The sequence below is a fragment of the Mesorhizobium qingshengii genome (assembly GCF_027563465.1).
Classification (GTDB): Bacteria; Pseudomonadota; Alphaproteobacteria; order Rhizobiales; family Rhizobiaceae; genus Mesorhizobium; species Mesorhizobium qingshengii_A.
In genome coordinates this window covers 404,083-422,235 of record NZ_JAPFQA010000001.1, presented here as the reverse complement: position 1 = coordinate 422,235, position 18,153 = coordinate 404,083, and the positions used below count along the sequence as shown (strand labels likewise).

Annotated in this window: 12 protein-coding genes; 6 read left to right on the top strand and 6 right to left on the bottom strand. The window is 65.3% G+C overall.

Features of this window, described 5'->3' with window-relative positions; genetic code table 11:
- Window positions 1-178: 178 nt before the first annotated feature.
- The 6 genes from OOJ09_RS01905 to OOJ09_RS01880 all read left to right on the top strand — a co-directional run bounded on the left by OOJ09_RS01905 (window position 179) and on the right by OOJ09_RS01880 (window position 12,049).
- Window positions 179-3,160 carry a sarcosine oxidase subunit alpha gene (locus OOJ09_RS01905; RefSeq protein ID WP_269903567.1) on the top strand — a complete coding sequence of 994 codons (2,982 nt, stop codon included), beginning with the start codon at window positions 179-181 and terminating at the stop codon, window positions 3,158-3,160.
- A complete protein-coding gene (locus OOJ09_RS01900; protein WP_269903566.1) occupies window positions 3,153-3,782 on the top strand; it encodes a sarcosine oxidase subunit gamma in 630 nt (209 codons plus the stop codon). The genes OOJ09_RS01905 and OOJ09_RS01900 overlap by 8 nt, the downstream gene beginning before the upstream one ends.
- 104 nt (window positions 3,783-3,886) lie before the next feature.
- Window positions 3,887-6,256, top strand: coding sequence for a DUF1989 domain-containing protein (locus OOJ09_RS01895; protein WP_269903565.1), 2,370 nt, complete (start codon window positions 3,887-3,889; stop codon window positions 6,254-6,256).
- A gap of 253 nt (window positions 6,257-6,509) precedes the next feature.
- Entirely contained in the window at window positions 6,510-8,219 is a 1,710-nt protein-coding gene (locus OOJ09_RS01890; RefSeq protein ID WP_269903564.1) for an APC family permease, read from the top strand.
- 180 nt (window positions 8,220-8,399) lie between these two features.
- Window positions 8,400-10,502, top strand: coding sequence for an FAD-dependent oxidoreductase (locus OOJ09_RS01885; RefSeq protein ID WP_269903563.1), 2,103 nt, complete (start codon window positions 8,400-8,402; stop codon window positions 10,500-10,502).
- Between the two features lie 8 nt (window positions 10,503-10,510).
- Window positions 10,511-12,049: a trimethylamine methyltransferase family protein gene (locus tag OOJ09_RS01880; RefSeq protein WP_269903562.1), complete on the top strand. Its 1,539-nt coding sequence runs from the start codon at window positions 10,511-10,513 to the stop codon at window positions 12,047-12,049.
- Here OOJ09_RS01880 and OOJ09_RS01875 read toward each other — a convergent pair.
- From OOJ09_RS01875 to OOJ09_RS01850, 6 genes are read right to left on the bottom strand one after another with little or no spacing between them, the layout of a single operon-like run.
- Window positions 12,046-12,726, bottom strand: coding sequence for a TetR/AcrR family transcriptional regulator (locus OOJ09_RS01875; protein WP_269903561.1), 681 nt, complete (start codon window positions 12,724-12,726; stop codon window positions 12,046-12,048). The genes OOJ09_RS01880 and OOJ09_RS01875 overlap by 4 nt on opposite strands.
- A gap of 46 nt (window positions 12,727-12,772) precedes the next feature.
- A complete protein-coding gene (locus tag OOJ09_RS01870; RefSeq protein ID WP_269903560.1) occupies window positions 12,773-14,335 on the bottom strand; it encodes an ABC transporter substrate-binding protein in 1,563 nt (520 codons plus the stop codon).
- 1 nt (window position 14,336) lies between these two features.
- Window positions 14,337-15,365: an oligopeptide/dipeptide ABC transporter ATP-binding protein gene (locus tag OOJ09_RS01865; protein ID WP_269903559.1), complete on the bottom strand. Its 1,029-nt coding sequence runs from the start codon at window positions 15,363-15,365 to the stop codon at window positions 14,337-14,339.
- Window positions 15,362-16,327 carry an ABC transporter ATP-binding protein gene (locus OOJ09_RS01860; protein ID WP_269903558.1) on the bottom strand — a complete coding sequence of 322 codons (966 nt, stop codon included), beginning with the start codon at window positions 16,325-16,327 and terminating at the stop codon, window positions 15,362-15,364. Before OOJ09_RS01860 ends, OOJ09_RS01865 begins: the two co-directional genes overlap by 4 nt.
- Window positions 16,324-17,211: an ABC transporter permease gene (locus OOJ09_RS01855; protein WP_269903557.1), complete on the bottom strand. Its 888-nt coding sequence runs from the start codon at window positions 17,209-17,211 to the stop codon at window positions 16,324-16,326. Before OOJ09_RS01855 ends, OOJ09_RS01860 begins: the two co-directional genes overlap by 4 nt.
- The gene (locus OOJ09_RS01850; RefSeq protein WP_269903556.1) at window positions 17,195-18,145 is read right to left on the bottom strand and encodes an ABC transporter permease; all 951 of its coding nucleotides are present in this window, start codon (window positions 18,143-18,145) and stop codon (window positions 17,195-17,197) included. The genes OOJ09_RS01855 and OOJ09_RS01850 overlap by 17 nt, the downstream gene beginning before the upstream one ends.
- Window positions 18,146-18,153 lie beyond the last annotated feature (8 nt).

The window sequence follows — 18,153 nt, the reverse complement described above, 5'->3', positions numbered from 1 at the left end:
TCGTGAAGAGCGCCAGCCCCCTCCCTCCCCCTTGTGGGGAGCTAGGACCGCAGGTCCGGGTGGGGGTCGGCGCCGCCCCCCCACCCCGCTGCTTCGCAGCGACCCTCCCCACAAGGGGGAGGGTAAGGGGCAGCGCGACGCTCATGCATGACATCGAATCGATGAGAGGCCGGCAATCGTGACATCCAGCCAGTCCCATCGTCTCGCTTCCGGTGGTCTCATCGACCGCTCGGCGTCGCTGAACTTCCGCTTCGACGGCAGGACATTTTCCGGATTCCAGGGCGACACGCTCGCCTCCGCACTGATCGCCAATGGCGTCAAGCTGGTCGGCCGTTCGTTCAAATACCATCGCCCGCGCGGTATCCTGACCGCAGGCTCGGAAGAGCCCAACGCGCTGGTCGAATTGCGCACGGGCGCCAGGCGCGAGCCGAACACCAAGGCAACGACCGCCGAACTCTATGAGGGGCTCGAGGCCGCAAGCCAGAACCGCTGGCCGTCGCTGCGCCACGACGTGATGTCGGTCAACCAGCTGTTCGCGCCGATCTTCGTCGCCGGCTTCTACTACAAGACCTTCATGTGGCCGGCGAAATTCTGGGAGGCGATCTACGAGCCGGCGATCCGCCGCGCCGCCGGCCTTGGCCGCGCCGCCGGCGTTGCCGATCCCGACCACTACGACAAGGCCTGGGCTCATTGCGATGTGCTGATCGCCGGCTCCGGCCCGGCCGGTCTGGTGGCGGCACTCGCCGCCGGACGCAGCGGCGCCCGCGTCATCCTGTGCGAAGAGGACTTTGCGCTCGGCGGCCGCCTGCTCTCGGACGGCGGCACGATCGACGGCGTTCCGGCAGCCGAGTGGCTGTCGCGGACGCTGACCGAACTCGCGGCGATGCCCGACGTCCGCATCATGACCCGCACGACGCTGTTCGGCGTCTATGATGGCGGCACCTATGGCGCGATCGAACGGGTCAACGACCATTTGCCATCACCGCCCGAGCACCAGGTGCGCCAGCGCCTGTGGCGGATCGTGGCCAAACGCTGCGTGGTCGCCGCTGGCGCGCTTGAGCGACCGATCGTCTTTGCCGGCAATGACACGCCCGGCGTGATGATGGCTTCGGCGATGCGGACCTATGTCGCGCGATACGCCGCCGCGCCTGCAAAACGCATCGCGCTGTTCACCAACAATGAGGATGGCTGGCGCACGGTCGAGACAGCGCTCGGTGCTGGACTGCAGATCGCGGCGGTGATCGACGCGCGGCCTGATGTATCGGCAGCGTATCGCTCGCTGGCCTCCAAGGGCGGCTTCCCTGTGCTGCACGGCTCCGTCAGCGGCGTCGACGGCGGCAAGGATGGCGTCAGGAAAATTGCCGTCTCGCTCGCCGGCGGCGCACGCGCCGAAGTCGAGGCCGACGGCCTTGCCGTCTCCGGCGGCTGGAACCCTGCAGTCGGGCTGACCTCCTATCATCGCGGCCGGCCGAAATGGCGCGACGACATCGCTGCCTTCGTGCCGGATGGCGCACCTCCCGGCATGGTGGCAGCGGGTGCTGCCAACGGCGATTTCGGACTCGGCGCGTGCCTCAGCCAGGGGTTTGCCGCGGGTGTAGCAGCGGCGCGTGACGCAGGACACAGCGGCAAGGCGGGTACCGCGCCGGTCGCCGACGACGAAGCGTTCTCGCTCACCCCGCTCTGGCATGTCACCGGCAAGGGCAAGGCCTTTGTCGACTACCAGCACGACGTCACCGCGTCCGACATCGAACTGGCGCAGCGCGAAGGCTTTGAATCGGTCGAGCACCTGAAGCGCTATACGACGCTCGGCATGGCCACCGACCAGGGCAAGACCTCGAACGTCGCCGGCCTTGCGATCATGGCGGCGGTGAGCGGCCGGTCCATCCCCGAGACCGGCACGACGATCTACCGGCCGCCCTATGTGCCGGTCGCCATTGGCGCCTTCGCCGGCCATCATCGCGACGAGACTTTCCATGCGACGCGGCTGACGCCGTCGCACCACTGGGCCATGGAACAAGGCGCTGTCTTCGTCGACACCGGCCTGTGGAAGCGCGCGCAATGGTATCCACGCGCCGGCGAGAAGGACTGGCTGGAATCGGTGACCCGCGAGGTCAAGGCAGTGCGCGGCGGTGTCGGCTTCTGCGATGTCTCGACGCTCGGCAAGATCGACGTGCACGGCCCGGATGCCGGCGCCTTCCTCGATCGCGTCTACATCAACACCTTCTCCAATCTTGCCGTGGGCAAGGCCCGCTACGGGCTGATGCTGCGCGAGGACGGCATCGTCTATGACGACGGCACGACCTCGCGGCTGGCCGAGGACCACTATTTCCTGACCACCACCACGGCCAAGGCCGGACTGGTGATGCAGCATCTTGAGTTCTGCCGGCAGGTGCTGTTTCCGGAACTCGACGTGCAGTTGACCTCGGTATCCGACCAGTGGGCGCAATTCTCGATCGCTGGACCGAAGACCCGTGAGCTGCTGAAGGAAATCGTCGATCCGGCCGAGGACCTGTCGAACGAGGGCTTTCCGTTCATGGGCGCCCGCGAAGTGGCGTTGCGCGGCGGTATCAAGGCGCGGCTGTTCCGCATCTCGTTCTCAGGTGAGATGGCGTTCGAGATTTCCGTGCCGGCACGCCTCGGCGATGCCATGGCACGCAACCTGATGCTGGCGGGCGCGCCGTTCGGCGTGACGCCTTACGGCACCGAGGCGCTTGGCGTCATGCGGGTCGAAAAGGGTCACGTCGCCGGACCAGAGCTGAGCGGAACGACAACGGCGGCCGATCTTGGCCTGGGCAAGATGATGTCGGCCAAGAAGGACTATATCGGCCGCGTCATGGCCGGGCGCGAGGCGCTGGTCGCGCCGGACCGGCAGGTCGTCGTCGGCATCAAACCGACCGACAAGGCACGCCGGCTGCGGTCCGGCGCGCACATCATCCCGAAGGGCCAGACACCCGGCCCGGGCAACGACCAGGGCTACGTCACCTCGGTGTGTTTCTCGCCGACATCAGACCAGTGGATCGGGCTCGGCCTCGTCGAGCGCGGGCGCGAGCGCATCGGTGAAATCGTTCATGCGCATGATCCGCTGCGCGGCGAAGACTACGATGTCGAACTGTGCAATCCCGTCTTCTACGATCCGGATGGAGGACGCCAGCGTGGCTGATTTTTCCTGGGGTTCCCGCAGTCCGCTCGAACACGCGCTGGTCGCCGGTGCGCATGGAGCACGCGGCACCGAGGCCGGCGTCTCCCTGACCGAGATCCGCGATTTCGATCTGATCCAGGTGATGGCGCGGCGCGGTCAAGCGGCTGAACTGGCAAAGGCGGCAAAGGCCCGTTTCGGTGTGGCGGCTCCGAATGCGCCAAAGGCGGTGCAGACCTCGGACGCCATACTGATCTGGTCCGGGCCGGATCAGTTTTTCGTGCTGTCGAAGGGCGGCAAGCACACAATGCAAACGCTGGCGCCGGCATTGTCCGGCCCCGCCTCGCTGTCGGACCAGTCGCATGCCCGCGCTCTGATCAACATTGCCGGATCGAAGGCGCGCATCATGCTGGCCAAGCTGTCGTCGATCGACCTGCACCCGGAAGTATTCCCCATCGGCTCGGCTGCCGCGACCTCGATGGATCACACCAGCGTCACGCTCTGGCGCGGTGACGACCGGCCTGACGGACAGGCTGTGTTCAGCCTTCTGGTGTTTGCGACCTTCGCCGAAAGCCTATGGCACACGATGCTTGATGCCGCTGCCGAATACGGCGTCGAGATCAGCCATTCCGAGGAGTTGGCGTAGCACTTGTGCCACCTTCGCCTTGCCAAACGCGACCGCATTGCTATTCTTGCTGCTAAAATAATTTTACGTACAGGCAAACTTGTTTCTCGAACCGCAAGGCTGAGATGAGCCAGTCGCCCTACCCTGCAATCGCAGCCGGACCGCCCAAGCCCAGCCTGATCCTGCGGCCCGGCCAGATCGCCCTGCCGCCGGGCATGGAGCGTCATACGATCCAGGGCAATGGCGCGGTGCTCATCGAGGTCGAAGCCGGCGACACAGTCACCGTGCGCAATGTCGAGGGTGGCCAGGCCTGCGAACTGCTGGCCTGGGACAAGACCGGCGCGACCGATACCGGCATTTTCGGTGAGACATCGAACAGCAATGCCGCCGGCGTCAAGGCGCTGCTCGCCGGGGGCGATGACAGTCTCGCCGCACTTCGGCGCGGGCTCGCGCGCCGTCAGGTGCAGATCGACCAGGCCAAGGCGCTGCGTGTGTTTGGCGCCGCCACACCCGCCGGCACCGAGCAGGGTTTCATCGCCCTGCGCGACGGCTCGATGGTCATCGCCGCCCCTGGCGGGCCGATGATGGTCGATGGCCACGACACGGCGACGCCACTTACCGTTATCGTCCGGCGGGCCACCATCCGTCCGGCGGCGAAATCGCAGCTGGCCGACCCGCTCGCCGATCCGGTGCTCGATTTGCGCGTCCATTCGGCGACGGCGGAATCCTATTTCGTCAAAGCCGGGGACTATCTGCAGATCATCGATGTCGACGGGCGTCAGTGCACCGACTTCCAGTGCTTTTCGGCGCGCAAGCTGGACAAGGGCCTTGACCATCCGCTCGACGTGACGACGACGCGCACGCTGATGGGATCGAGCTATCCGATGCCCGGCCTGCATTCGAAATACTACGACCAGGACATGGAGCCGCTGGTCGAGGTGGTGCAGGACACGTGTGGCCGGCATGACGCCTTCGCGCTCGCCTGCGCGGCCAAATATTACGACGACATCGGCTATCCCGGCCACACCAACTGCTCGGAGAACTTCAATCGTGCGCTGGCTGGCAAGGGCGTCAATCCCCGCGCCGGCTGGATGGCGATCAACTTCTTCTTCAACACGGCGATCGACGCGCACGGCGTCATGGTCTCCGACGAACCCTGGTCGCGCGCCGGCGACTATGTGCTGCTGCGCGCCTTGACCGACATCGTCTGCGTCTCCTCCGCCTGCCCCGACGACACGACGCCGGCCAATGGCTGGAACCCGACTGACATCCATGTGCGGACCTATTCCGGCCAGCATAAATTCTCGCGAGCGATCGCCAGACGCGTGACGCCCGATTCGGAACCCAAAATGACCCGCGAGACATCATTTCATTCGAGCTTTGCCAGGCACACCCGCAACTTCGTCGAGTACAGGGGCTATTGGCTGGCCAACTCCTTCGCCAAGGATGGGCCGATAGCCGAGTACTGGGCCTGCCGGCAGGACGCGGTGATCATGGACCTGTCGCCGCTGCGCAAGTTCGAGGTCACCGGCCCGGATTCCGAAGCCTTGCTGCAATACACGCTGACCCGCGACGTCAAGAAGCTCGGCGTCGGCCAGGTCGTCTACTCGGCGATGTGCTACGAGCACGGCGGCATGATCGACGACGGCACGCTGCTGCGCCTCGGCAAGGACAATTTCCGCTGGGTCGGCGGCGACGATCTGTCCGGCGAATGGCTGCGCGAGACGGCGGCGAAGCTCGGCCTCAACGTGCTGGTGCGTTCCTCGACCGACCAGATGCACAATGTCGCCGTGCAAGGGCCGAAGAGCCGCGACATTCTCAGACAGGTGATCTGGACCTCGCCGCTGCAGCCGTCGATCGACGAACTCGAGTGGTTTCGTTTCGCCGTCGCGCGCATCGGCGGCGGCAACGGCATTCCGGTCGTCGTCTCGCGCACCGGCTATACCGGCGAGCTCGGCTATGAGATCTGGTGCCATCCGCGTGACGCCGAGAAAGTGTTCGACGCGATCTGGGAGGCTGGCCAGCCGCATGGGCTGAAGCCGATGGGGCTGCAGGCGCTCGACATGGTGCGCATCGAGGCCGGGCTGATCTTCGCCGGTTACGAGTTTTCCGACCAGACCGATCCCTTCGAGGCCGGCATCGGCTTCACCGTGCCGCTGAAGACCAAGACCGATGACTTCATCGGCCGCGAGGCGCTGATCCGGCGCAAGGAGAATCCGCAAGCAAAGCTGGTCGGCCTCGACATCGACGCCAACGTCACCGTGGGCCATGGCGACTGCGTGCATGTCGGCCGCGCGCAGATAGGCGTGGTCACCTCCAGCATGCGCTCTCCCCTGTTGAACAAGAACATCGCGCTGGCGAGGCTCGATGTCACCCATGCCGCTGTTGGCACCGAGGTCGAGATCGGCAAACTCGACGGCCACAGCAAACGGCTGCCGGCCCGCGTCGTCGCTTTCGCGCACTACAACCCGCAGAAGACCAGACCGCGCTCCTGACGACCGCTTTCGCGACGTCCAGACCAGCCGGTCGGTGATGTCGCCGGGCGCGTGAACCCGCACGCTCGCAAGCGTGATGTGCACGGCGTCACAAAACGCTTGACGTGAAAGCGTGCCGGATCAATCTTCACTCTTAAGAAAAAAATGCGACTGAGTGGAAACACGGCAGTCGTGCGATACATGCCGGGGAACAAGCTTCGCGAAGTCGAGGCATCGCCGGCGGGGAACAGCAAAAAAAGGGGAATTCACACATATGAGCACGATAAGCACGGCCCTGGAGCAGCCTGCCGAAAGCAAGCTGCTGAGGCATATCGACTGGCGCGGCGCTTTCTGGGTGGCAAGCGGCGTTCCCGCCCTCGTCCTGTTCTCGATCGGCGGCATTGCCGGCACGACCGGAACATTGGCATTCCTGATCTGGACGGCGTCCATGATCATGGGCTTCCTGCAATCCTTCACCTATGCCGAAATCGCCGGCCTGTTCCCGAACAAGTCCGGCGGTGCCTCGATCTACGGCGCCACCGCCTGGCTGCGTTATTCGAAGTTCATCGCGCCGCTATCGGTGTGGTGCAACTGGTTCGCCTGGTCACCGGTGCTGTCGCTCGGCTGCTCGATCGCCGCCGCCTATATCCTCAACGCGCTGGCGCCGGTGCCGCTGTTCACCGATGCCTCGCCGGATGTCGTGGCCTATATCGCGGCGCATGCCGGAACGAGTGCAGCCGACGCCGTCACGGCGGTGACCGCGGCCGCCACGCCGGCAATCCGCAACTGGACGCTGTACAGCCACACGCTGGGTCCGGTTTCCTTTACGCTCAACGCGACCTTCTTCATCGGCGCGGTGCTGATGCTGATCATCTTCTCGATCCAGCATCGCGGCATCCTGGGCACGGCCAACGTGCAGAAATACATCGGGCTGCTGGTCATCATCCCGATGCTGATCGTCGGCGTCGTGCCGATCGTCACCGGCCAGATCAACTGGGCGAATTTTTCGCCGCTGGTGCCGCTGGCAGCCGCCTATGCGCCCGAGCCCGGCGCTTGGAATATCGCCGGCTGGACCCTCGTGCTTGGCGGCATGTTCATCGCCGCATGGTCGACCTACGGCTTCGAGACCGCCGTCTGCTACACCTCGGAGTTCAAGAACCCCGGCACCGACACGTTCAAGGCCATCTTCTATTCCGGCCTGTTGTGCATGCTGCTGTTCATCCTGGTGCCCTTCACCTTCCAGGGCGTGCTGGGGCTGAACGGCATGCTGGCGACCCCGATCGTCGATGGCTCCGGCGTTGCCGACGCGCTGGCCGGCATGGTCGGTGGCGGCGCGCTGATCCACAGCCTGCTGGTGATGCTGATGATCCTGGCGCTGGTGCTGTGCATCATGACCGCGATGGCGGGTTCTTCGCGCACGCTCTACCAGGGCTCCGTCGACGGCTGGCTGCCGCGCTATCTCAGCCATGTCAACGAGCATGGCGCGCCGACCCGTGCCATGTGGACCGATCTCGTTTTCAACCTGATCGTGCTGGCCATCGCCTCGGCCGATGCGACGAGCTTCTTCTTCATCCTCGCGGTGTCGAACTGCGGCTACATCATCTTCAACTTCCTCAACCTCAACGCCGGCTGGATCCATCGCATCGACAACGGCCATATCGCGCGGCCGTGGAAGGCGCCGAGCTGGCTGCTCGGCGTCGGTGCCATCTTCGCCTATGTCAATGCGATCTTCATGGGCGCCGGCGCCAAGGTGTGGAACCCGATGGCGCTGTGGGCCGGGCTGATCACGGCTGCGCTGATCATCCCGGTGTTCTGCTTCCGGCACTACATCCAGGATGGCGGCAAGTTCCCCGACCATATGATGGCGGACCTCGGCATGACGGGAGCCGACCTCTCGGTCAAAAAGGCGGGAATGCTGCCCTATCTGACGCTGGTCGCCGGTGTCGTGGTGATGCTGCTCGCCAACTGGTTTTTCGTCATCTGACGAGGGCCTTTGACCGGGCGCCGATCCGCGCCCGTTCCGCATCCTCCCTGTGATCCCAATCCATCCCGGCGAAAGCCAGGATGGATTTTTTGTTGTTTGCCTCCCTGCCCATTGCGCAGCGCCCGGCGTGCGAATATGCTTGTTGTACGATCGTTCAACAAGCATATTCGAGAAGCCTCGATGCCGTGCAATCCCCGCTACGAAATCCTGTTCGAGCCGATGCGGATCGGGCCCGTCACCGCGCCGAACCGCTTCTATCAAGTGCCGCACGCCAGCGGCATGACCAACGCGCTGCCGCGCGTGCGCGCCGCCTTTCGCGAGGCCAAGGCCGAGGGCGGATGGGGCGTGATCTGCACCGGGGCCTGTTCGATCGACCCCAGTTCGGACGACGCACCCCTGCCTTTCGCCACGATGTGGGACGACAACGATATTCGCGCGCATGCACTGATGACAGAGGCAGTGCACCGCCACGGCGCGCTTGCCGGCGTGGAACTGTGGCACGGCGGCGCGTCGGTCATGAACAGGACAAGCCGCCTGCCGCCGCTGTCGCCGTCGGGAATTCCCTGGATGGCCACGCATGTCGGCTTCATGGGCAATCTGCGGCCGAAGACGATGGACAAGGCCGATATCAAGGAAGTGCTGCGATGCCAGGCCGAAGCGGCGCGCAAGGCGCGCACCGCCGGTTTCGACGTCGTCTATGTCTATGCCGGCATGGGCTATCTCGGCTACGAGTTCCTGCTGCCGGAATACAACCATCGCACCGACGAATATGGCGGACCGATCGAGAACCGGGTGCGCTTCGTGCGCGAGATGATCGAGGTCACCAAGGATGCCGTCGGCAAGGATTGTGGCGTCGCGCTGCGCGTCAGCCTCGAGGAATTGCGCGGTCGGCCCGGCCGCAACCAACCCTCGGAAGCGCACGAGCTGATCGAGCTGATCGCCGACCTGCCCGACCTGTTCGACGTCAAGATGGATTCCAGCCCGACCGACTGTTCTGCGTCGCGCTTCACCGGCGAAGGCAGCCATGAGCCGGTGATCGATTTCGTCAAGTCGCTGACCAAGAAGCCGGTGGTCGGTGTCGGGCGCTTCACCTCGCCCGACACCATGGTCTCGCAGATCAGGCGCGGCGTGCTCGACTTCATCGGCGGCGCGCGCCCCTCGATCGCCGACCCCTTCCTGCCGGCCAAGATCCGTGAAGGCCGCGAGGCTGAGATTCGCGAATGCATTGGCTGTAACATCTGCATTTCGAGCTGGCATGATGGCGTGCCGGTGCGCTGCACCCAGAACCCGACCGCCGGCGAAGAATGGCGGCGCGGCTGGCACCCCGAACGCGTCGAGCGCGCCGACGCGGCTGAGCGAATCCTGATTGTCGGCGGTGGGCCGGCCGGGCTCGAATGCGCGCTCACGCTCGGCCGTCGCGGCCATGAGGTGATGCTCGCCGACAGCAGCCGGTCCTTCGGCGGTCGGCTGACCTTCGAGAAGACGCTGCCCGGCCTCTCCGCCTGGAACCGCGTCGTCGACTACCGGCTCGGGCGCCTCGAGGAGATGAGCAACGTCTCGCTCTATCCCGAGAGTCGCTTGAGCGCCGACGAGATCATCGCCCTGGCACCGGACCGCGTGGTGCTGGCGACCGGTGCGCGCTGGACTGATATGCTCTACTCCTCGCTGGAGATTCCGGTTGGCCGGCTCGACCGTCCCGATGTGCTGACCCCGGACGACATTGCCGGCGGCCGGCTTCCTCAGGGGCCCACCCTGGTTTTCGATTTCGACAACTATTACATGGGCGGCGTTCTCACCGAGCATCTGGCCGCGCAGGGCATCCCGGTCAGCTACGTGACACCAGCGGGCCAGGCTTCAGCATGGACGATCATGACCAACGAATTGCCATTGGTGCATCGCGCGCTGGCGCGGCGCAAGGTGGCGGTGACCACGCTGCATATCCTAAAGTCCTTTGACGGCGAGACGGCGACACTGGTGCATCTGTTCACCAGTGAGGAAACCCGTGTGGCCTGCCGCTCGGTGGTGATCGTCGGGCTGAGACTGCCGCGCGGCGAGCTTTTTGAGGCGCTGACCGAACGGGCGGACGAGCTTGCGGCCACCGGCATCCGCAGCGTCGATCGCATCGGCGACGCGCTGGCCCCGGGCGCCATTGCGCACGCGGTGCACAGCGGCCACAAGCTCGCTCGCGAGATCGGAACAAATGTCCGCTGGCAGCCCTACCGCCGCGACACGCCGATCGTCGACGCGGTGGCGGATTTCGATATGCGCACGGCAGCCGAATAGGAGGACGCATGGAACGCACCGCCGCACGTCGCAGACCCGGCCGCCCGCAGCGCGAGATCGGCGGCATCGAGCAGCGGCCATGGAAACAGCTGACACGGCCCTATGCGCCAATCGAGATCCTGTCGGCCGACCAGGTGCAAACAATCCACGAAATGGGCCTCACCATCCTCGAAGAGATCGGCATGCGGGTGCTGCAGCCGCAGGCGCGCCAGTTCTATCGGGCGGCCGGCTGTGATGTCGACGAAGGCGAGATGCGGGTGCGCTTCGACCGCGCCATGGTGATGGAGCGTGTCGCCATGGCGCCGTCATCCTTCGAACTGCGCGCCCGCAATCCGCAGAAGAACGTCAAGGTCGGCGGACGGCACTGCATCCTGTCGTCGGTGGGCGGGCCGGCCTATGTCATGGACAATGATCGCGGCCGCCGCCCCGGCACCTATGCCGAGATGTGCGACTACCTGAAGCTCATCCAGTCGTTCAACGTGCTGCACCAGGAAGGCGGCGGGCCGTTCGAGCCGCTCGACCTGCATCAGAACACGCGCCATCTCGACCTCTACTATGCCGAGATCACCTTGCTCGACAAGAACTGGCAGCCGCAGACGCTCGGCCGCGGACGCGCCATCGACGCGCTGGAAATGGTGGCGATTTCGCTCGGCACGACGCGCGAAAACCTGGCCAAAGAGATGCCGGTGTTCACCGGCATCATCAACACCAATTCGCCGCTGCAGCTCGACGAGCCGATGGCCGAGGGCCTGATCGCACTGGCCGAGCATGGCCAGGTCAATGTCATCACCCCGTTCACGCTGGCCGGTGCGATGAGCCCGGTGACGCTGGCCGGCGCCCTGTCGCAGCAGCATGCCGAGGCGCTGGCCGGCATCGTGCTGACCCAGATCGTGCGACCCGGCGTGCCGGTGATGTATGGCGGCTTCACCTCCAATGTCGACATGAAGACCGGCGCGCCGGCCTTCGGCACGCCCGAATACACGCAAGCCGCGCAGATCACCGGTCAGCTGTGCCGGCTGATCGGCGTGCCGTTCCGATCGAGCAATGTCACCGCCGCCAATTCGGTCGACGCGCAGGCCGCCTATGAGAGCGCCATGTCGCTGTGGGGTTGCCTGATGGGCGGCGCCAATCTGGTGCTGCACGCCGCCGGCTGGCTCGGCGGCGGGCTGACGGCGTCGTTCGAGAAACTGGTCATCGATGCCGAGATGCTGCAGATGATGTCGGCCTATTTCGAGCCGCCGGTGGTCGATATCGATACGCTGGCACTGGAAGCCGTGCGCGAGGTCGGTCCGGCCGGACACTTCTTCGGCGCGGCGCACACGATGCAGCGCTACGAACGCGCCTTCTATTCGCCGCTGGTGTCCAACTGGGACAATTACGACACCTGGATGGAGCGCGGCCAGGTCACGGCGCGCGAGCGCGCCAACGTCATCTGGAAGCGCATGGTCGCCGAATACGAACAGCCGCCGATCGATCCCGGCATCGACGAGGCGTTGCGCGACTATATGGAACGCCGCAAGCGCGAGGGCGGCTCACCGCTGAACTAGGCGCCCCGCAAAGGCCCCACCTGCGCTTCGAGCATCTCGAACCCCGCAGCCTCCGCCGCCTGCGGCGTCACCACGCTTTCGTCGAGACACCATTCGAGCCAGAGCCCGTCGACCAGGGCGATGAAATTGCGCGCCAGTGCCGGCGCATCGACATCCCTGCCGCGCGGCCTTGCGACCGCCGCGATATCCTCGGCGAGTTCCGCCCGATAGGCGTCGTAGAGTTCGCGATGCGCCGCCTTGAGACGCGGGTTGACGGCAATTTCGCCCCACAGCGACAGCCAGATCAGCAGGTTGTCGCGGCTGAAATAATCGGGCGAGAAATTGGAGTGCACCAGGGCAGCGAGGGCTGCCTGCGGCGGCCAGTCCGAAGTCTCGGCGCGGCGGCGCTTGGCTTCGGCGATCTGGTTGTTGACGCTGGCATAGAGCGAGGATTTGTAGACCTCGACCAGCAGCCCGTCGCGGCCTTCGAAATGGTGGTTGATGAGGCCCCGCGAAACACCAGCCTCCTTGCAGATGCGATCGACAGTGAAGGCGCCGATGCCGCCGACCGACAGGCATCGCGTCGCCGCCTCGATCAGCATGGAGCGGCGCACATCAGCCTGTTCGCGGCTGAAGCGCGGCGGCGACTTCTTGGCGCCGCGCTTCTTTTTGGCAGTTGCTGGTTGGGCTTCCGTCATGGACTCCAGCTAATCGATTGCGGCCAGACTGTCCACTTGCCGCTGGTCACACCTTCTTCTTGAACAGCACCGGATTGGGGTGGCCGTCGGGATAGATGACCGGCTCGAAATCGGTCTTGTGGATGACGACCAGCGGCTGGTGGCAGATGAAGACGAACCCGCCGGACTGCTCCATCAGATCCTCCATCCGGTTGGACAGCGCGACACGCTTCGCCGGATCGCTCTCCGCCACCAATTGCTGATAGCTGGTCTCGAATTCAGCGCTGTCGAAGCCGGACCAGTTGTAGGCGCCGATCTGGTCGGGGCGGAACCAGACCAGGTTTTCGGACGGGTCGACGCCACCGGCGAAGTCCATCAGCGCCAGATCGATGTTCTTGTAGCCATCGCCTTGCGTCTTGTCGCCGACGCCCCAGAATGCGGCTTCGTCGTAAGGCTGGATCTCGACCTTGATGCCGGCCTGTTCGAGACTGGCCTGGATGATCTGCGCCGTCGCTGTGCGGATGGAATCGTTCATCACCGTCAGGGTCAGCGACAGACCGCTGACACCGGCTTCGGTAAGCAGCGCGGCGGACTTTCCATAGTCCGGTGCCGCGATCAGGTTGCTGGCGCGCGCGAATTTGGTGCCAGGCTGCACGACGCCGGTGGAGCGCTTGGTGAGGTCGTCATAGACACCGGTGAGTATCTGCCCGACATCGACACCGTATTGCACGGCCTGCCGCACCTTGAGGTCCTTGAGGCGCGGGCTCAGCATGTTGATGGTCAGCCAGACATAACGGGTCGACTGCGCCTCGATCACCTTGGTGTTGGCCGGTGGGCTGGCCTTGACCGCCTTGGTCGCCGAAATGGCGATCTTCGTGTAATCGAAGGCATCGGCCTCATAGGCAAGCTGCGCCGCCTGATCGTCGGCGACGATGTAGATTTCGACCTTGCCGAAATCCGGCTTCGGACCCGGCCAGTCAGGATTGGCGGTAAGCGTCACCTTCTGCTTTTGCTGCCAGTCGGAGAAGAGATAGGGGCCGCAGGTTGCCGGTGGCTCGGTGGTGAACTTTCCGCCGGCCTTTTCGGTGCCGGCGCGGCTGATGATGTGACCACCATAGTAGGGCAGGCTGGTGACGAAGATCGGCTGGTACGGGTCCTTGAGATGGATGATGCCGGATCTGGCATCGACGACTTCGACGCGGTCAAGCTTTTCGAACTGATAGGCCCAGGGCGACGACAGCTTCGGATCGGCGATGCGCTCGTAGGAGAATTTCACGTCCTCGGCGGTGACGGGACCAAGGCCCTTCGACCATTTCAACCCGTCGATCAGCGTGAAGGCAATCGTCTTCGGATCCTTCAGCTCAAGCGTCTGCGCCCCCCACAGCGACCATGGCGAACCTTCCCGGAGATCACCGAGACGGTTCAGCGACACATAGATGCCGCGCATGATGACGTCCTCGATGCCGCCGATCATGAAGGCGGGGTCAAGCGTCTGCAAATCGCCATCCATGCGGATGCGCAGCGTGTCGCCATCGGCCGACCAGGCGAAACCCGGCTTCATCGCCAGCCCGGCGCCGAGCGCGCCGGCCACTTTCAGGAATGCACGTCTGTCCATGTTCCATCGTGTCATGTCAGTTTCCCCTTTGGTTTGCGGAAGCGCGTGAGAAGGCTTCCCGTTCTTGCCCGCCGGTCTCCAGCGGGAAATGGCAGCGCACCATCCGGTCGGCGCCCATCGGTCGACAGGCCGGTGCCTCGGTCTTGCAACGATCGCGCGCGATCGGGCAGCGCGTGTGGAACTCGCAGCCCGAGGGTCGCCGGAAAACACTCGGGATTTCGCCGGTGACGGCAGGATTCCGGCTGCGCCGGCGCGGGTCGGGCACTGGTTCGGACTGGATCAGCGTCGCGGTGTAGGGATGCATGGGCGCGGCGAACACGTCCCGCGTCGGTCCGGTCTCGACCAGCCGGCCGAGATACATGATGGCCAGCCGGTCGCTGACATGGCGGATCATTGCCAGATTGTGGGTGACGATCATGGCGGCGAAACCGAGCTCGCGCTGCAGCTCGCCGATCAGGTTGAGCACGTCGCCCTGTACCGAGACATCGAGGCCGGCGGTCGGTTCGTCGGCGAGCAGCAGATGCGGTTTCATCGCCAGCGCCCGGGCGACGCCGACACGGCGCGCCTGCCCGCCGGACAGCTCATGCGGAAAGCGGTCGACGAAGGAGGCCGGCAGACCGACCAGCGCCAGCAGCGCCCTGGCGGCGGCGCGGCGGTCCGGCATCGGCACGCCCTGAATGATCCGCGGCTCAGTCAGCAGTGTGCCGATACGCAGGCGTGGACTGAGCGACGCCACCGGATCCTGGAACATCATCGCCGAGCGCCGGCGCATGGCGCGGAAATCGGCTGGCGTCCGCACCTCCCTGCCCTCGAAGACGATGCGGCCGGCCGCCGCGCGCACCAGCCCGAGGATGGTGCGGGCAAGCGTGGTCTTGCCGGACCCGGACTCGCCGACCAGGCCCAGCGTCTCGCCGGGCATCAGCGACAGCGTCACGCCGTCGATGACATTGAAGCTCGGCAACGGGAACGGGTTGATCAGGCGGCTGAGCAACCCGTTGCGGGCGAAAGTCACCGACAGGTCCTCGACAGCGAGCAGCGGGGTCATGGTGTCACCGCATGGCAGCGCGCGACATGGGAGGTGGAGAGCTTCACCAGCGGCGGCGCGACGGAGACGCATGGCGCGAAAGCACGATCGCAGCGTGGTGCGTAGACGCACCCGGATGGCGGCAGGGTGAGGTTGGGCGGCGTGCCGGGGATGGTCGGCAGCCTCTCAAGCCTTTCGTGAAAGCGGGCCGGATCGCAGGCGAGCAGCGCTTGCGTGTAGGGATGCCTTGCATCGTGGAAGATCGCGTCGACCTCGCCGCCCTCGACCACCTCGCCGGCATACATGACATAGACCCGGTCGCAGAGCTCGGCGATGACGCCAAGATGGTGCGAGACGACGATGATGATGCCGTTGTATTCGCGCCGGAGTTCGCGCAGCAGATGGATGATCTGCGCCTCCATGGTGACATCGAGCGCGGTCGTCGGCTCGTCGGCAATGAGCAGGCCGGGATCGGTCAGCAAGGCGGCGGCAATGGCAACGCGCTGGCGCATGCCGCCGGAGAGCTCGTGCGGATAGCAGTCCATCCGCCGTTCCGCATCCGCGATGCCGACGCGGTCAAGCATGGCGGCGATGCGGGACCGCTTCTGCGCGCGACCGAGATCCTTGCGGTGGTGCTGGAAGTCGACGAGCTGGTCGCCGATGGTCAGCACCGGGTTGAACGCCGTCATCGGATCCTGGCTGACCAGCGCGATCTCGTCGCCGCGCAGCAGGCGCTGGCGATCGGCGTCGAGCTTCGCCAGGTCGACGCCATTGTAGCAAATGGAGCCTTCGATCCTGGCATTGGCCGGCAACAGGTTTGCCAAGGCGGTGACCAGCGTGGACTTGCCGCAGCCGCTCTCGCCGACAATGCCGATCACCTCGCCGGGATGCGCTTCGATGTCGACATGGCGCAACGCGTGCACCGCGCCATGCGGCGTCTCGTAGCGGACGCTGAGATCGCTGGCGGCGAGCGAACCGCTCATCCCGGCCTCCGCAGCTGCAGGCGCGGGTCGAGATAGTCGCGCAGGCCCTCGCCGAGGAAGGTGAAGCCGAGCGTTGCCAGCACCAGCGGCAGCCCACCGAAGATGACCATGAACGGTGCGGAGCGGATGCTGGTGTAGCCGTCATAGAGGATAGAGCCCCAGGATGGCGTCGGCGGCCTGACACCAAGGCCGAGGAAGCTCAAGCCCGCCTCGACCATGATGACGACGGGAATGTCCATCGACAGCAGGATGATCAGCGGGCCGACGACATTGGGCAGCAGATGGATGAAGATGATGCGCGCCGGGCTGGCGTCGAGCAGGCGCTCGGCGAGGATGTAGTCGCTGTTCTTCAGCGCCAGCGTCTGCGCACGGATCAGCCTGGCGTAGCTCGGAAAGGAAGTCGCGGCGATGACGATGATCAGCGTGCCGGTGCCGGCCCCGAGCACGGTGATGATGGCGAGCGCGAACATGATCATCGGCAGCGAATTCAGGCTGTCGAAGCTCAGCACCAGAATGGCGTCGAGCCAGCGCGGGCCGTAGCCGGCGATCAGCCCGAGCATCAGGCCGATCGCGCCGGCTATGGCGACGGAGACCATGGCGATCGTCAACGCCGTGCGCGCGCCGTAGATGACGCGTGACAGGAGATCGCGGCCGAGATGATCGGTACCGAACCAGTGCCCGACCGATGGTGGCTGCAGCTTGTGCAGGACATCGATCTTGACCGGCGAATAGGGCGCCAGCCATGGCGCGAAGACGGCGGTGATGAGGAAGCCGGCGACGAGGATCAGCGCCACGCCGGTGAACGGATCGGCAAGCAGCGCGCGCAGCAGCGAAAACCGTTGTCGGTCCGGAACGGACAGCGAGGCGTCAGCCACGGAAGACATCGCGCACCCTCGGATCGAGACGCGCGATCAAGAGATCGGCGGCTATGGTGATGGAGACGTAGATGGCGGTCATGATCAGCACCGTGCCCATGACGACCGGATAGTTGCGGGTGTTGACGGCGTCGGTGATCAGCTTGCCGATGCCGGGCCGGGCGAACACCGCCTCGACGAAGACGGCGCTGGACAGGATGCTGCCGAGACCGACGGCGACCAGCGAGATGGTCGGGATGATGGCGATGCGCAACGCATATTTCGAAACGATCTTCCACTCCGGCAGCCCGAAGGAGCGCGCGGTGCGGATGTGCGGTTCGCCCATCACCTCCATCATCGAGGCGCGCACCATGCGGGCGATGTAGCCGATCCAGCCGAGCGCGATGGCGGCTGCCGGCATGACCAGCGCCTTGGCCTGGCTGACGATGTCGCCGGCCTCGCCGGCGCCGATGGCCGGCAGCCAGCGCAGCGTGACGGCAAAGACGAGCAGCGAATAAATGGCGACGACGAAGGACGGCACGGCGATGACGCCGACCGAGAGCACGCCGATGACGGCATCGGCAAGCGTGCCGCGCCGCATCACCGACAGGCAGCCGAGCGGAACGCCGATGAGAAGCGCGACCGCGAGCGCGGTCAGCCCGAGGATCAGCGTGTTCGGCAGCGCCTCCATGACCAGAGCGGAGACGGGCCGGTTCGACCAGACATCGTAGCCGAGATTGCCAGTCAGCGCGTTGCGGAAGAATTCGACGATCTGCCACCAGACCGGCTGGTCGAGACCCATGCGCTCGATCAGCAGCCGCTTCAGCTCCGGCGTGGCGCGCGGACCGAGCGCCACGGTTGCCGGATCGCCGGGCACGAGGAAGACAGCCGCATACATGGCGACCATGACGAGGACGAGGATCAGGAGGCCGAGACCGATGCGCTTCACTGCATATGCAAGCATGGTCTCCC

What these genes read in the sequence shown, in the direction of transcription:
- OOJ09_RS01885 (WP_269903563.1), top strand. Translation starts at nt 8,400, where the DNA reads ATGCCGTGCAATCCCCGCTACGAAATCCTGTTCGAGCCGATGCGGATC.
- OOJ09_RS01860 (WP_269903558.1), bottom strand. Translation starts at nt 16,327, where the DNA reads ATGAGCGGTTCGCTCGCCGCCAGCGATCTCAGCGTCCGCTACGAGACG.
- OOJ09_RS01890 (WP_269903564.1), top strand. Translation starts at nt 6,510, where the DNA reads ATGAGCACGATAAGCACGGCCCTGGAGCAGCCTGCCGAAAGCAAGCTG.
- OOJ09_RS01895 (WP_269903565.1), top strand. Translation starts at nt 3,887, where the DNA reads ATGAGCCAGTCGCCCTACCCTGCAATCGCAGCCGGACCGCCCAAGCCC.
- OOJ09_RS01865 (WP_269903559.1), bottom strand. Translation starts at nt 15,365, where the DNA reads ATGACCCCGCTGCTCGCTGTCGAGGACCTGTCGGTGACTTTCGCCCGC.
- OOJ09_RS01875 (WP_269903561.1), bottom strand. Translation starts at nt 12,726, where the DNA reads ATGACGGAAGCCCAACCAGCAACTGCCAAAAAGAAGCGCGGCGCCAAG.
- OOJ09_RS01850 (WP_269903556.1), bottom strand. Translation starts at nt 18,145, where the DNA reads ATGCTTGCATATGCAGTGAAGCGCATCGGTCTCGGCCTCCTGATCCTC.
- OOJ09_RS01870 (WP_269903560.1), bottom strand. Translation starts at nt 14,335, where the DNA reads ATGACACGATGGAACATGGACAGACGTGCATTCCTGAAAGTGGCCGGC.
- OOJ09_RS01855 (WP_269903557.1), bottom strand. Translation starts at nt 17,211, where the DNA reads ATGTCTTCCGTGGCTGACGCCTCGCTGTCCGTTCCGGACCGACAACGG.
- OOJ09_RS01880 (WP_269903562.1), top strand. Translation starts at nt 10,511, where the DNA reads ATGGAACGCACCGCCGCACGTCGCAGACCCGGCCGCCCGCAGCGCGAG.